The organism is Streptomyces sp. DH41 (assembly GCF_029813785.1).
Lineage (GTDB): Bacteria > Actinomycetota > Actinomycetes > Streptomycetales > Streptomycetaceae > Streptomyces.
Genome location: NZ_JARVKY010000014.1, coordinates 86,671 through 100,135, shown reverse-complemented (window position 1 = coordinate 100,135; position 13,465 = coordinate 86,671). Strand labels below are relative to the sequence as shown.

Below are 13,465 nucleotides of genomic sequence, written 5' to 3'. Positions count from 1 at the left end.
CGGGGCCGTGTCCGCGGGTGGCGGCACGACCCCGGGGGAGGGTGGGGGGGAAGGGGGGAGGGGGGAGCTACTGGACCGGCTCGGGGAGATCCTTCAGGGCGTTCGCCGCTCGTTCGGCGATCTCCTCCGGGGCTCCCGCGACGTCCACCGCGACTCCCGCCTCGTCCGGCTCCAGCGGCTGGAGCGTGGCGAACTGGGAGTCGAGCAGGGCCGTCGGCATGAAGTGCCCCTGCCGGTTCGACATCCGGTCCTCGATCAGCTCGCGGCTGCCCGTGAGATGCACGAAGACGACACCGGGAGCGGCGGCCCTCAGCCGGTCACGGTACGACCGCTTCAACGCCGAACTGCTCACCACCCCGCCGAGCCCCGCCCGCCCGTGCGCCCAGCCGCCGATGGCGTCCAGCCAGGGCCCGCGGTCCTCGTCGGTGAGCGGGGTGCCGGCCGTCATCTTGGCGATGTTGGCCGGCGGGTGGAAGTCGTCGCCCTCGGCGTAGGGAACGCCGAGCCGGGCCGCGAGCAGGGGACCGATGGTGGTCTTCCCGGTGCCCGCTACGCCCATGACCACGACGACGTGGGGGGTGTGCAGTCGCTGCATCGCACTCTCGCTGTCTGCTGTCTTCGTCGACACGTGATGTCGACGTAACTGAAACCCATTAGGTACGACGAATTCAAGAGGGTGTGACATATAAGTCTGACTTTTTGTTCCCGTGACGCGCCCCGTACGCTGAGTGCATGAGCACACCGGGCCGAGGGCTGCACGGCCGCGTACTGGACACCCTCGGCCCCGCGATCACAGCGGGCGAGTACCCCGCGGGCAGCGTTCTGCGCACGGACGAGCTGGCGCAGCGTTTCGAGGTGTCGCGCTCCGTGATGCGGGAGGCGGTCCGGGTGCTGGAGTCCATGCACCTGGTCGAGTCACGCCGCCGGGTGGGCGTGACCGTCCTGCCCGAGTACGAGTGGAACGTCTACGACCCGCAGGTCATCCGCTGGCGCCTGGCCGGCGCCGAACGCCCGCGGCAGCTGCGCTCCCTGACCGTGCTGCGGTCGGCCGTCGAACCGGTGGCGGCGGGTCTGGCGGCGCGGCTCGCCACACCGGAGCAGTGTGCCGAGCTGACCGAGTGCGCGCTCGGCATGGTCGCCAACTCGAGCGGTCACCAGCTGGAGCAGTACCTCTTCCACGACGTGGCCTTCCACCGCGTCATCCTGACCGCCTCCGGCAACGAGATGTTCGCCCGCCTCGGCGGCGTCGTCGCCGAGGTCCTGGCCGGCCGCACCCATCACGACGTGATGTTCGAGGACCCCGACCCGGCCGCCGTCACCCTGCACGTCCAGGTCGCCGAGGCGGTCCGCGCGCGGGACGCCGAGCGCGCCGAGCGGCTGACCCGGGAGATCACGGTCGGGGCGCTCCAGGAGCTGGACATCCTGGCGCCGTAGCGCGCGGACGGGGGCCCGGGCCGGGCTCTACGCGAGGAACTCCCCGCCGACGTACACCCACGCCCCGTCCACCCGCTCGAACCGGCTCCGCTCGTGCAGCGAACCGCCGCGGTAGGACGCCCGGAAGGTCACAGTCCCGGCGGAATGGAAGGCGGACCCGTCGGTCGTGTCCAGGATCTCCAGACCGGTCCACCGCGTCCCGGGGTCGAGATCGAGGCGCTCGGGGCGCGTCCTCGGATGCCACGTCCGCAGCAGATAGCCCGCGTCCAGACGCCCGAAGGCGCTGTAGCGCGAGCGCATGAGGGTCTCGGCGGTGGGCGCGGAGGCTTCCCCCGCGTGGAAACGGCCGCAGCACTTCTCGTACGGGTCGGGCAGCCCGCAGGGGCAGGAAGGGGTGGTCATGGCGGCTATTCTGCCCGGTCGCTTCCGAGTCTTCAGTGGCCCGCGGTGCGGGCCGAGCTCTTTGGATGCCCTGTCCTAGTCGGTCCATCGGAGGGCACCGGCAGCTGCGTCCGCACGAACAGTCCTCGGCCTCACACGGAGCTGACGTGGAACTGGCTGATGCGGTTGGGACGTTGATGGCGTGGACGGGGCAGAGTGGTCTGTGATCCCGCACAGGCGGACGACGGAGTGACGATCACAGTGTCGCCGATCGTTGATACGAGAGGGTGGGAAATGGTCGATTTTCATGGCCGCGGGGGAGACCTCGCGACAGAAGACTGCGGACATCATGAGGAGGAAGACAGGCGGGTCGGCCGACGCGACCTGTGCCGTGGTGCGCTGTTCACAGTGGAGGCAGCGGAGAAGGCATGGGAGCTGGGCGCATTGGACCCCCTTCTGAGGTCTGCCGTCCGCCGGCAGTTGACCGCTTCCTGCGATCTGAGCGATGCCACGGAAATGGAGACACAGGTCGCCGAGAGCGCGGTGGCGATGTCTCGCGTCGCTGTGGACTACAGCGAGCTGCGACAGTCCTTGCTACGGGACAACAGGCGGACCGAGGATGAGCCTCCGTGGCGCGCTCTTCCGAACGGGACGATCGCCGTGCGCCTACGCCGACGCCTTCGGCATCATGAGGCGCTTGTCCTGACGCAGGACAGCCGTGCATCGGCGACGCAGGCGCAGCAGTGGACCTTCAGCGTGTTTGACCGTGCTGTCGATCCGGACAGCCGGGCAACCGACTTCGAGGTCACCCTCCACGGGAGACGCGGCGATGCCGACGAGAGCCTATATCGGGCTGATGGTCCGAGGGAGCTGAAGGAGTCCGAGGATCTGGTGCAGCAGATGCTCTACGGCCTCTCGTCCTTGGGGCTGAGCCTTGATTCGAACGTGGGGCGAGAGTGTCCGGGCGTGGGACAGCGGGGAAGGACCATCTTTCTGGAGCCAAGTGACGAATGGCATGTGCAGTGCCATGTCTGCGGGGTGAAGTGGGCAGGGGGGAGCGACATCCTTTCGGAGCACGAAGACCGACGGTACGGCTTCTGGTAGACCGAGCGGGCCCGAGGCTCAAGGGTGTACTGCCTTGCCGGTTTCCGGGATGAGCTCCGCCCAGATGATCTTGCCGGGTGCGGTGGGCCGTGGAGCGGTGCCCCAGCGAGTGGCCAGTCGGGCCACCAGGAGCAGTCCCCGGCCCACCTCCGCGTCGCCGGGCACCTCATGGACGGACGAGGGCGGCACCTGCTCGGTGCGGGTGTCCGTCACCTCGATGCGGAGTGCCTCCGGCGCTGTGGTCAGCCGGAGCTGGAAGTCCCGGCCGGGGACGTGGCCGTGTCGCACGGCGTTGGAGGTGAGTTCGGCCGCGATCAGGGTCAGGGTCTCGTTGACGGGGGAGTCGTACCCGTACCCCCACTGGTCGAGCCGGTGCGAGACGAGACGCCGGGCGAGACGGGCACCGCGTGGGGTGGAGGTGAACTGCATGGCGAACTCGTGCGGGGCGGTCCGGACTTCGGGTGCCTGTGCGGTGGTGGTGTCCGAGGTTTCCATGACGCCGAGCCTGCCGAAGACGGAACGGCGCTGACCAGCGGAAACGCCTGTACTGGCCGGGTCTGTACAGGTGGCCGCCAAGTGCGTACACGTAGAAGCGGGTTCTCGTCCGAGGGACTTGTGGGCTTTCGGGGATCAGCCCTTCATCACTGTGCGTAGCGTTGTGTTTTGCGCTGTGTGCACGGCCCCGGCCTGTACAGCCGCGTACCAGAACCGTGGGTGATGAGGTGCCGGAGGCGGCGGTCATGGTGGAACAGGACGACGGGGCGAGCTTCCTGCGGTGCTTCGGGCGGCAGTTGAAGCTTTTGCGCGAGCGGGCCGGACTGACCCGGGGGCAGTTGGGATCCCGGCTCGGTTACGGGGAGGACCAGATCACGTCGGTCGAGCTCGGCCGGCGCATCCCCAAACCGGAGCTGATCGACAAGGCGGACGAGGTACTGGACGCCGGGGGCGTCCTGCGGGCGATGAAGGAAGAGGTTGCGCGGGCGCGGTATCCGGCGTTCTTCCGGGATGCGGCGCGGCTGGAGGCCGAGGCCGTTGAGCTGCAGACGTACGACACCCATGTGGTGAAGGGACTGCTACAGACTGAGGAGTACATGCGGGCGCTACTGAACATGCGTCGCCCGTTGCTGAACAAGGACACGATCGAGCAAAGGGTTGCGGCACGGCTGTCCCGCCAGGAGATCTTCAACAAGTGGCCCGCTCCTCTGTTCAGTTTCGTCATGGAGGAGTCCGTACTGCTGCGGCGACTGGGCGGGAGCTCAGTCCAGCGGGGACAACTTGAGCAGATCCTTCTCATTGGGCAGAAACGCAACGTCGAGGTGCAGGTGATGCCGCTCGACAGGGAGGACAACGCCGGTGTGGACGGGGGGTTCACACTCTTCACCCGCACGGGAGGAGAGCAGATCGGCTATACGGAGGCGCAAGGACGTAGCACACTGGTGACTGATCGCGAAGAGGTCCGCGCCCTCGCCGCGCGCTATGGGATTATCCGTGCGCAGGCCCTCACTCCATCTGAGTCGCTGGCCTACGTCGAGAAGTTGCTTGGGGAGCTATGAACGCCAGAGGGAACCCGGCCGTGGTTCAGGATTTCGAGTGGTCGAAGAGCAGCTACAGCGGTGCTGAGGGTGGCGACTGCGTAGAGGTAGCGGCCTCGCAGGGGTCCGTCCACGTCCGTGACTCGAAGCGCTTCACTGGTCCCGCGCTCACCGTCACTTCTGCCGCGTGGGCCGCCTTCACCGGCTTCGCCGCGCGCCCCGGTGGCGAGGTCTGACCCGGTCTGACCGAAAGCATCCCGCAGTCATCCGTGACCACTGGGTCCGCATAGAAGGATCAGTCTCCGGATGTGCAGGAACGGTGAACCGAGCCGCTGATGACCTCGCCTTTGTCCGCTCGGGTCGGGACACGGTGGGGGGAATGGTGCTGCAGCCGCTCAGGGCGGGGCGATCCCAAGCGGATCGGCGGCTTCCGGCTGGATGGCCGACTGGGCCAGGGCGCGATGGGCGTGGTGTACCTCGGGTACCGCTCGACCCGCCCCGTGGCCGTCAAGGTCGTCCGGCCGCAGCTCGCGGAGGACGAATACTTCCGCAGGCGCTTTGCCCTGGAGCTGGAGGCGATCCGGCGCGTGGGCGGCTTCCACACCGCCGCCCTGGTCGCCGCCGACCCGCACGCGGACACACCGTGGATCGCCACGCAGTACATACACGCCCCGTCACTGCTGGCGATGCCGGACCAGTGCGGAGCGGTCAGCGAGATCGGCGCGTGGTGGCTGGCCGCCGGACTGGCGGACGCCCTGATGCACATCCACTCCGTGCGGCTGCTGCACCGGGACCTCAAGCCGGCCAACGTCCTGGTCGCGGCGGACGGTGCCCGGGTCATCGACTTCGGCATCAGTCACGTCAATGGCGGTACCGGCCTGACGACGGCGAGCGCGGCACTCGGCACCCTCGCCTACATGGCACCCGAGCAGGCCAAGGGGCCGACCTGGTCACCCGTACCCTGTCCTACGACGCGGAGGACCGGCCGACGGCACAGAGCGTGCTGGAGGAGGCCATGGGCCATCTGCTCGACTCCGGGGTGCCGGCTGACGCACAGACCTACCCGCCGTTGCCGGAGGCATTCCTCGCGGACGTCCTCCAGCGCCAGGCGGAGCCGGTACGGGCACCGGATCCAGAGCCGCTGCCGGACACCGAACCGGACGCGGGACGTCTCAGGCGCTCGCCCCGGGTGCCGAGGACATCCTCATGGACCAGCCGGACGCCCTCATGCTGCTGCGTGACCCGGAAGTCCGTACGGTGCTCCTGCCGGGGCACTGACCGGCCCGCAGCTTGCAATGAGCCGCCGATCCGTGCGGTAACACTGAAAGGCCTTCGGTGTCCGAAGGCCCTTCAGTGTTCTTTCTGGTGTCCGAGGGGGGACTTGAACCCCCACGCCCGATAAAGGGCACTAGCACCTCAAGCTAGCGCGTCTGCCATTCCGCCACCCGGACAAGGTGTCTGTCGCGCGGGGTTTTGCCCTTGGCGACGACGTAAACATTACCAGGCTTTCCGGGGTGGCCGATCACCCCCTCCTTGGGCCCGGGCGGCCCGAGGAGGAGGATGAGGGGGACCCACCAGCAGTGACAGCGGGAGGAACCACGTGAGCGACTCGGGCACGGCCAGGAGCGTCACCGGCGAGGACGAGGTCGTCGACCTCTGCCGCGAGCTGATCCGGATCGACACCAGCAACTACGGCGACCACTCGGGTCCGGGCGAGCGCAAGGCGGCCGAGTACGTCGCCGAGAAGCTCGCCGAGGTGGGACTCGAACCGCGGATCTTCGAGTCCCACCCCGGACGCGCCTCCACGGTGGCCCGGATCGAGGGCGAGGACCCGTCCCGGCCCGCGCTGCTCATCCACGGCCACACCGACGTCGTCCCGGCCAACGCGGACGACTGGACCCACCACCCCTTCTCCGGCGAGATCGCGGACGGCTGCGTGTGGGGGCGCGGCGCGGTCGACATGAAGGACATGGACGCGATGACGCTGGCGGTCGTCCGCGACCGGCTGCGCACCGGACGCAAGCCCCCGCGCGACATCGTGCTGGCCTTCCTCGCGGACGAGGAGGCCGGCGGGACGTACGGCGCCAAGCACCTGGTGCGCGAGCACCCGGAGCTGTTCGAGGGCGTCAGCGAGGCGATCGGCGAGGTCGGCGGGTTCTCCTTCACGGTCAACGAGAAGCTGCGGCTCTACCTCGTCGAGACCGCCGAGAAGGGCATGCACTGGATGCGGCTCACCGTCGACGGCACGGCCGGCCACGGCTCGATGACCAACGACGACAACGCGATCACCGAGCTGTGCGAGGCCGTGGCACGGCTCGGCCGGCACAAGTGGCCGGTGAGGGTCACCAAGACCGTACGGGCCTTCCTGGACGAGCTCTCCGACGCGCTCGGCACCGAACTCGACCCGGAGAACATGGAGGAGACCCTCGCCAAGCTCGGCGGCATCGCCCGCATGATCGGCACCACGCTGCGCAACTCGGCGGCGCCCACCCAGCTCGGCGCCGGCTACAAGGTCAACGTCATCCCCGGCCAGGCCACCGCCCACGTCGACGGGCGCTTCCTGCCCGGCTACGAGGAGGAGTTCCTCGCCGACCTCGACCGCATCCTCGGCCCGCGCGTGCGGCGTGAGGACGTGCACGCCGACAAGGCGCTGGAGACCGGCTTCGACGGCCGGCTCGTCGACGCCATGCAGACCGCCCTGCGCGCCGAGGACCCGATCGCGCGCGCGGTGCCCTACATGCTCTCCGGCGGCACCGACGCCAAGTCCTTCGACGACCTCGGCATCCGCTGCTTCGGCTTCGCGCCGCTCAAGCTGCCGCCGGAGCTGGACTTCGCGGGCATGTTCCACGGGGTGGACGAGCGGGTGCCGGTGGAGGGGCTCCAGTTCGGCGTGCGGGTGCTCGACCGCTTCATCGACGCGTCCTGAACCGCCCGCTGAAACGCGACTTCCGCACGCGACGGTATTCGGCCGGGCGTGCGGGAGCCGACCGGGACGAGTGAATGCGCTCATAAGCTCGTAGCCTCATTAGTTCCTCCTCGTTACAGGTGATGCGATCAGCAAGCTGGGATCGCGTTTGCCAACTAGGAGGAACAATGCTCAAGAAGGTCGTCGCCGCCGCGGCTGCTACCGGTGGTCTGGTTCTCGCGGGTGCGGGCATGGCCGTCGCCGACTCCGGTGCCCAGGGTGCCGCCGTGCACTCGCCCGGCGTCCTTTCCGGCAACGTCGTTCAGGCGCCCATCCACGTCCCGGTGAACGTCTGCGGCAACACGATCTCCGTGATCGGTCTGCTGAACCCCGCCTTCGGCAACGCCTGCGTCAACAAGTGACGTTGTGCTCCGCCCCCTGAGGGCCTGAGTCCGTCGGCCCCGGAGCGCACGCCATGCGCTCCGGGGCCGACGGACTTTGGAAGGCCTTCGATGGACGGGGACGACGGCAACGTCGGAATTCTCAGCACTCTCGCTGCTTACGGGACTAGGGCAAGGCAGGGATTCAGGAAATGCGACAGGTCACCCGCAAGGGCCTGATGACGATGGCGGCGGCCACCGGCGTGATCGCCGCCGCGGGCGGCGCCGCCCACGCGGACTCGGGAGCGCACGGCTCGAGTTCGGGTTCGCCCGGCGTACTGTCCGGCAACACGGTGCAGGCGCCGGTGCACGTGCCGGTGAACGTCTGCGGCAACACGGTCGACGTCATCGGCGTACTCAACCCGGCGATGGGCAACTCGTGCGCCAACCAGGGCGGCGGTGCGTCCGACGGGTACGGCGACTCCGAGGGTCAGGACGGCTCGCACGGGGACGCGCACGGAGGCTCGCACGCGGACGGGCACGCCACGGACTCGCCCGGCGTCGCCTCCGGCAACCACGTCGAGGTACCGATCCACGTGCCGGTGAACGTGTGCGGCAACAGCGTCGACGTCGTCGGCGTCCTCAACCCGACCACCGGCAACGACTGCGCCAACGGAGGCGGGGGGGACCACTCCACGCCGCCCGGCGGCGGTCACGAGACGCCTCCCGGGGAGCCGGGCGATCCCGGGGAGCCGGGTGACCCCGGTGAGCCGGGTGAACCGGGCGATCCGGGTGACCCCGGCACTCCGGACACTCCGTCGGACTCGGACGACGAGACGCCGGGCGACTCCTCGCACGTCAGCCGGCCGGACACGCAGACCGTCGCCCAGCCCGGAGACGACGCGCGGCTCGCCGAGACCGGCAGCGGCCTGCCGCTGGGCCTCGCCCTGCCGGTGGGCGCGGGTGCGCTGCTCGCGGGCACGGTGCTCTACCGCAAGGCACGCGCCTCGGCGTGACGCGAGAGGCCGGCACGCCGGCGGGCTCGGTACGTCAGCGGGATCGGTACGACAGTGGGCCCCGCACCGGCGGGGCCCGCTCCGTCTCCGTCACCCGCGTCCGGTCGAGCGCGGTCATCGGCTCACCAGGTCGCGCGTACCTGGCGGATGATCCGCCGCCGCAGCCGCACCTTGCGGCTGCCGTCGCGCAGCAGGCTCAGGCGGTACAACTCCCAGTGTCCGTACTCGGCGTGGTCGGTCAGCAGACGTGTCGTCTCCTTGCGGGAGACCCCGCGCGGCAGGTACACGTCGACAAATTCGTATTCCGGCATCGCATCTATTGTGCGGGCTGGGGCCCGGTACGGATAGCGTCTGCACTATGTCTGATGCTGCGCAGCCCACCGCTGCCGAGGTACGCGCCGCCGCCGAGGCGGTCAAGACCGCGCTCGACCGCCACCTGGCCGCGGTCGAACGCCGGTCGGGGGAGGACGACCCGGCCGTCTACGACGCGTTCAACCAGCTGGCCGCGGCCGCGGAGGCGTACGACGAACTGCTCTACGACCGTTACGACGAGGTCACTCCCTTCGAGATCCCCGGCGCGGACGACTCGCTGCCGCCGTACACGGGCCCCGATGAACCCAACGCGCTGAGCGTCCTGATCCGCCGTGACTACGCCGTGGCCGAGCCGCAGCGATTGATGGCCCAGGCCCGGCGGGTCGAGGCGGCGGACGACGAGGGGGCGGGCGTCGAGGCCTCCGGCACGGTTCACGGGGCGCTCGGCCTCCTGTTCGGCGAGTTCGAGGCCGACGAGATCGCTTCCCGGCACAAGGAGTTCGGCCTGGAGGAGGGCGACTCCACGCTCTGGGTGACGGCCGCGGACGAGGCCGCCGAACCCGGCGAGTGGTTGGAGGCCCCCTTCGAACAAGCCGATCCGCAACGGGTGGTCTGCCGCTTCGACGTCAGCGCCGTGTTCGACGACGAGTTCGACGACGGCCTCGAGGACGACGAGGACGACGACGAGGCCGGCGTCGGTGACGTGGAGGGACTGGAGGAGCTGGAGGCAGACCTCGACACGGATCTGGACGAGGACGACGACCGGGACGAGGACGGTGAGCCGGTGCGGCCGGAGGCCAATCGCTGAGCGGCGGGAGCAGGGACCGGTAGCAGGACGGCGGTGGTGGTCACGGGGACGGCCCCCGTGACCACCACCGCCGCCGTCGCCCGGGGTGCCCGCGGCGGGCGACGGGGGAGACCCGAGTCAGTCGGCCACGGGGACCTGCGGCGCCAGCAGCACCGGCAACCGGGTCGTGCGTGGCTTCGCCGGGGTCTCGGCCACGGCACGGGGCAGCGCCTGCTCCACGCCGTGCACCACGGACAGATGGCGCGCGGCCCGGCCGAACGCCGTGTAGACCCACGGGCGGCTGAGGGTCTGCGCGGCATCGCCGGGCAGGACCACCACCACCGCGGGCCACCGGCCGCCCACCGCCTGGTGCGCGGTCAGTGCCCAACCGTGGCGTACGGACTGCTCCACGCGCTCCTTCGGTACGACGACGGCCTCGCCCGCGCACGACAGGTGCAGCCCGTCGGCGTCGGCCTTCACCACCCGGCCCGGCAGCGTACGGCCCGGCGCGGGGGAGTGGACGACACGGTCGCCGGGGTCGAAGCCGCCGAAGCGGCCGGGGCCCGGGTTCAGCCGCTCCTTCAGTGCCGCGTTGAGCACCCGGGTGCCCGCGGCGCCGCCGTGGCCCGTGGTGATCACCTGGGTCTCCTCGGCGGGGACCCCGATCGCGCGTGGCACCGAGTCCGCGACGAGCTGGACGGTGCGGTGCACGGCCTCGCCCGCGTCCCGCACCGGCACGATCACGACCTCCTTGCCGGGCGCCTCCACCTGGCCCAGCTCGCCGATGCCGATGCCGGAGACCAGTTCGCCGAGCGGGCCGGGGTCCGGACGCCGCGAGGCGATCTGCGGGCAGACCCGCGCCGCCAGCAGATCCGCGAAGACCCGCCCGGGGCCCACGGACCACAACACCGCCGGATCCCCCGCGAGCACCAGCCGTGCCCCGTCCGGCAGCGACTCCGCCAGCAGGGCGCCCGACTCGACGTCCAGCTGCGGCGCGTCGAGCACGACGAGCAGATCGAGGTCCAGCGCACCGTCCGCGTCCCGGCCCGGCCCCTCGGCCCCGGTCAGCAGCCCGGCCAAGGTGACGACGACGGCGGCGGGGCCCGCCGGTACGGCCCCGTCCGGTGTGGTGGAGACCCGTACGGGGTCGTCCGGGGCGGGGGAGTCCGGGGCGGGGGAGTCCGGGGCGGGGGAGTCCGGGGCCGTGGATGCCGGTGGGCGTGTCCCGGACGACGGGTCGCCCAGCAGGGCGGCGAAGCGGTCGCGGCCGAGGGGCCCGGGCGCGGCGGCCCAGGCGCGCAGGCCAAGGGCGTGCGCGGCGTGCAGCAGGGCCGCCGGTTCGGCCAGGGCGCTCTCCCCGCCGGTGTGCAGGACCAGTCCGTGGCCCGCGACGGCGCGGATCAGGTCGGCGGCGGCACCTTGCGCGCCGACGGCGGCCTGCTCCCAGTCCGCCGCCGAACCGTCCTGCTTCGGTGCCGAGCCGACCAGCCGGGCCAGACCGTCGGCGAGGCTCTCCTCGGCGAGCGCGTACCGCTCCAGCCCGACCAGGACCCGGACCGGGCGCTCCTCGCCCTCACCCTCGTCCGTGCCCTGCGCACCCTGCGTCCCGCCCGACGCGTCCGGCGCGTTCGGCGTGTTGTCCGGGCGGACGCCGGTGTCCTCCAGCGCGTCCTGGAAGGCCAGCGCATCGCCCTCGGCGAGCGTGCTCTGCACGGCGGCGTCGGGGTCCGGGACGCCCCGCTGGGCCAGCGTGGCCGTGAGCCGCGACAGCTCCAGGGCCGTGTGACCAGCCAGGGCCGCCTGCTCCAGCAGCCACACCGTGATCGCACGGCCACGGCGCTCGTCGTCCGGGCCGCACGCCGCGCCGAGCAGTGCCCGGGCGAACCCGTCGGCCTGCTCCGGCCGTACACCGCCGACGCGGAGCAGCTGCCACGGGTCCGTCCGCAGCGCCTCCTGGGCGCCCTCGCCGAGGAGCGCGGCGGCCTGGCCGGCGAGCGCCTCGGGGGCGCCGCCCTCGGTCAGTACCCGCCGCACGGCCTCGACGGTCTCCGGTGCGGGGCCCGCGGGCCCGGCGCCCGTCCCGGCCGGCACCGGCTGCGGCTGTCGTACCGGCTCCGGGGCGGGGCGGCGGGGCGCGGGGGTGGGGTCACCGAATACCGTGGCCGCGGGCTTCTCGCCGCTCTCCACGGCCCGCACGGCGGCGAGCAGATCGGCCGCCGTGCCGCTGAGCTTGGCCCCGGCGCCGATCGGTGCCTGCTTCTCGGCCTTCCGCCGCTCGATCCGCTCCCGCACAAGCCGCTGAGCGGCCAGCTCGGCCTCGGCCTCGGACACCTGCGCCGCCGCACCGTCGCCGTCGGCGCTGTCGCCGGCCGGCTGCCCGGCCTCCTCGGTGCCGGTCCCGACGTCGGCAGCCTCGGTCCCGGGAGCCCGGCCGTCGGCCGGTGCCTCGCCTCCGGCGGTGTCCGGCTCGGCCCCGTTCCCGGTGCCCGGGGTCTTCGGACCGGTGTCCACGGCGTCCGCGGTGTCCTCAGAGGCGGGCTCGGGCTCCGTGCTCACAGCGTGCTCCAGTCGTGATCGGGATAGCGGTGCACGGGCGCCGACACGTCGTCGAGAGCCCGGCAGATCTCGTCAGGAAGACTAAGGGTCTCCACTGACAACGCCGCCGTGAGCTGCCGCGCGTTGCGCGCGCCGACGATCGGGGCGACCACGCCGGGCCGGTCGCGGACCCAGGCCAGCGCCACCTGGAGCGGGGTCACCGCGAGGCCGTCCGCCGCCGTCGCCACCGCGTCCACGATGTGGCCGGCCGTCTCGTCGAGGTAGGGCGCGACGAACGGGGCCAGATGCTCCGAGGCGCCGCGCGAGTCCGACGGCGTCGCCTCCCCCCGGTACTTGCCGGTGAGGACGCCGCGCCCCAGCGGCGAGGAGGGCAGCAGGCCGATCCCCAGGTCGAGGGCGGCCGGCAGCACCTCGCGCTCGATGCCGCGCTGGAGCAGCGAGTACTCCATCTGCGTGCTCGCCAGCCGGTTCCGTACACCCGGCGCCGCCAGCTGCCAGGTCGCGGCCTTGGCCAGTTGCCAGCCGCAGAAGTTGGAGGCACCCGCGTACCGGGTACGGCCGCTGCTCACCGCCACGTCGAGGGCGTGCAGGGTCTCCTCCAGCGGCGTGTGCGGGTCGAAGGCGTGCAGGTGCCACACGTCGACGTGGTCCGTGCCGAGGCGGGCCAGCGAGGCGTCCAGGGCGGAGAGCAGATGGGCACGCGAACCGTCGAAGCGGCGGTCGGGATCCGGCACGCTGCCGGCCTTCGTCGAGATCACCAGGTCCCGGCGCGGCACCAGGCCCTCCATGAGCCGCCCGAGCAGGTACTCGGACTCCCCGTCGCCGTACACGTCCGCGGTGTCGACGAGGGTCCCGCCCGCTTCCCAGAAGGTCTTCAAGAGGTCCGCGGCGTCGTGCTCGTCCGTGTCCCGGCCCCAGGTCAGGGTGCCGAGACCGATGCGGGACACGCGCAGGCCGGTGCGGCCGAGATGCCTCTGCTCCATGAACGCCGACATTACTGGCCACGGCTTGCGCTGTGGGGGCCTGTGGACAACCGAATTCCCACGCTAAGGTCGGGG

Annotated in this window: 15 protein-coding genes and 1 tRNA gene; 9 read left to right on the top strand and 7 right to left on the bottom strand. The window is 71.3% G+C overall.

Features of this window, described 5'->3' with window-relative positions:
• Positions 1-67: 67 nt before the first annotated feature.
• Positions 68-595: a gluconokinase gene (locus QC283_RS22670; protein ID WP_279563458.1), complete on the bottom strand. Its 528-nt coding sequence runs from the start codon at positions 593-595 to the stop codon at positions 68-70.
• Between the two features lie 137 nt (positions 596-732).
• Between QC283_RS22670 and QC283_RS22665 the strand changes: the two genes are divergently transcribed.
• Entirely contained in the window at positions 733-1,434 is a 702-nt protein-coding gene (locus QC283_RS22665) for a FadR/GntR family transcriptional regulator (RefSeq protein WP_279563457.1), read from the top strand.
• A gap of 27 nt (positions 1,435-1,461) precedes the next feature.
• Here QC283_RS22665 and QC283_RS22660 read toward each other — a convergent pair whose 3' ends face one another.
• Positions 1,462-1,836: a YchJ family protein gene (locus QC283_RS22660; protein WP_279563456.1), complete on the bottom strand. Its 375-nt coding sequence runs from the start codon at positions 1,834-1,836 to the stop codon at positions 1,462-1,464.
• A gap of 228 nt (positions 1,837-2,064) precedes the next feature.
• On the opposite strand from QC283_RS22660, the gene QC283_RS22655 reads away from it, so the two are divergent.
• The gene (locus QC283_RS22655) at positions 2,065-2,919 is read left to right on the top strand and encodes a hypothetical protein (protein WP_279563455.1); all 855 of its coding nucleotides are present in this window, start codon (positions 2,065-2,067) and stop codon (positions 2,917-2,919) included.
• An 18-nt stretch (positions 2,920-2,937) separates the two neighbouring features.
• Here QC283_RS22655 and QC283_RS22650 read toward each other — a convergent pair whose 3' ends face one another.
• Entirely contained in the window at positions 2,938-3,414 is a 477-nt protein-coding gene (locus QC283_RS22650) for an ATP-binding protein (RefSeq protein ID WP_336620660.1), read from the bottom strand.
• 245 nt (positions 3,415-3,659) lie between these two features.
• Here QC283_RS22650 and QC283_RS22645 point away from each other — a divergent pair, with 245 nt between their 5' ends.
• The 3 genes from QC283_RS22645 to QC283_RS22635 all read left to right on the top strand — a co-directional run bounded on the left by QC283_RS22645 (position 3,660) and on the right by QC283_RS22635 (position 5,692).
• On the top strand, positions 3,660-4,472 hold the full coding sequence (locus QC283_RS22645; RefSeq protein WP_279563558.1) for a helix-turn-helix domain-containing protein: 813 nt from the start codon (positions 3,660-3,662) through the stop codon (positions 4,470-4,472).
• 20 nt (positions 4,473-4,492) lie between these two features.
• Positions 4,493-4,687, top strand: a complete 195-nt coding sequence (locus QC283_RS22640; RefSeq protein WP_443032667.1) for a DUF397 domain-containing protein — start codon at positions 4,493-4,495, stop codon at positions 4,685-4,687.
• Positions 4,688-4,918: 231 nt separating this feature from the next.
• Positions 4,919-5,692 (top strand): serine/threonine-protein kinase, encoded by a 774-nt coding sequence (locus QC283_RS22635; protein WP_279563453.1) that lies wholly within the window; start codon positions 4,919-4,921, stop codon positions 5,690-5,692.
• A gap of 122 nt (positions 5,693-5,814) precedes the next feature.
• Here QC283_RS22635 and QC283_RS22630 read toward each other — a convergent pair.
• Positions 5,815-5,902, bottom strand: a tRNA-Leu gene (locus tag QC283_RS22630).
• A gap of 149 nt (positions 5,903-6,051) precedes the next feature.
• On the opposite strand from QC283_RS22630, the gene QC283_RS22625 reads away from it, so the two are divergent.
• The 3 genes from QC283_RS22625 (at position 6,052) to QC283_RS22615 (ending at position 8,752) form a co-directional block, all read left to right on the top strand.
• On the top strand, positions 6,052-7,377 hold the full coding sequence (locus QC283_RS22625; protein WP_279563452.1) for a M20/M25/M40 family metallo-hydrolase: 1,326 nt from the start codon (positions 6,052-6,054) through the stop codon (positions 7,375-7,377).
• Positions 7,378-7,544: 167 nt separating this feature from the next.
• Positions 7,545-7,778 (top strand): chaplin ChpH, encoded by a 234-nt coding sequence (chpH, locus tag QC283_RS22620; protein WP_031041004.1) that lies wholly within the window; start codon positions 7,545-7,547, stop codon positions 7,776-7,778.
• Positions 7,779-7,948: 170 nt separating this feature from the next.
• Complete coding sequence (locus tag QC283_RS22615; protein ID WP_279563451.1) at positions 7,949-8,752, top strand: chaplin; 804 nt, start codon at positions 7,949-7,951, stop codon at positions 8,750-8,752.
• Between the two features lie 122 nt (positions 8,753-8,874).
• On the opposite strand, the gene QC283_RS22610 is transcribed toward QC283_RS22615, so the two are convergent.
• Positions 8,875-9,063, bottom strand: a complete 189-nt coding sequence (locus QC283_RS22610) for a DUF5703 family protein (protein ID WP_055416095.1) — start codon at positions 9,061-9,063, stop codon at positions 8,875-8,877.
• Between the two features lie 47 nt (positions 9,064-9,110).
• Between QC283_RS22610 and QC283_RS22605 the strand changes: the two genes are divergently transcribed.
• Positions 9,111-9,872, top strand: coding sequence for a hypothetical protein (locus QC283_RS22605; RefSeq protein ID WP_279563450.1), 762 nt, complete (start codon positions 9,111-9,113; stop codon positions 9,870-9,872).
• 117 nt (positions 9,873-9,989) lie between these two features.
• On the opposite strand, the gene QC283_RS22600 is transcribed toward QC283_RS22605, so the two are convergent.
• Positions 9,990-12,407: a helix-hairpin-helix domain-containing protein gene (locus QC283_RS22600; RefSeq protein WP_279563449.1), complete on the bottom strand. Its 2,418-nt coding sequence runs from the start codon at positions 12,405-12,407 to the stop codon at positions 9,990-9,992.
• Complete coding sequence (locus QC283_RS22595; RefSeq protein ID WP_279563448.1) at positions 12,404-13,390, bottom strand: aldo/keto reductase; 987 nt, start codon at positions 13,388-13,390, stop codon at positions 12,404-12,406. The genes QC283_RS22600 and QC283_RS22595 overlap by 4 nt, the downstream gene beginning before the upstream one ends.
• Between the last annotated feature and the right edge of the window lie 75 nt (positions 13,391-13,465).

Coding starts and splice junctions, on each gene's coding strand:
- chpH (WP_031041004.1), top strand. CDS start 7,545: ATGCTCAAGAAGGTCGTCGCCGCCGCGGCTGCTACCGGTGGTCTGGTT.
- QC283_RS22660 (WP_279563456.1), bottom strand. CDS start 1,836: ATGACCACCCCTTCCTGCCCCTGCGGGCTGCCCGACCCGTACGAGAAG.
- QC283_RS22595 (WP_279563448.1), bottom strand. CDS start 13,390: ATGGAGCAGAGGCATCTCGGCCGCACCGGCCTGCGCGTGTCCCGCATC.
- QC283_RS22665 (WP_279563457.1), top strand. CDS start 733: ATGAGCACACCGGGCCGAGGGCTGCACGGCCGCGTACTGGACACCCTC.
- QC283_RS22610 (WP_055416095.1), bottom strand. CDS start 9,063: ATGCCGGAATACGAATTTGTCGACGTGTACCTGCCGCGCGGGGTCTCC.
- QC283_RS22645 (WP_279563558.1), top strand. CDS start 3,660: ATGGTGGAACAGGACGACGGGGCGAGCTTCCTGCGGTGCTTCGGGCGG.
- QC283_RS22605 (WP_279563450.1), top strand. CDS start 9,111: ATGTCTGATGCTGCGCAGCCCACCGCTGCCGAGGTACGCGCCGCCGCC.
- QC283_RS22650 (WP_336620660.1), bottom strand. CDS start 3,414: ATGGAAACCTCGGACACCACCACCGCACAGGCACCCGAAGTCCGGACC.
- QC283_RS22615 (WP_279563451.1), top strand. CDS start 7,949: ATGCGACAGGTCACCCGCAAGGGCCTGATGACGATGGCGGCGGCCACC.
- QC283_RS22670 (WP_279563458.1), bottom strand. CDS start 595: ATGCAGCGACTGCACACCCCCCACGTCGTCGTGGTCATGGGCGTAGCG.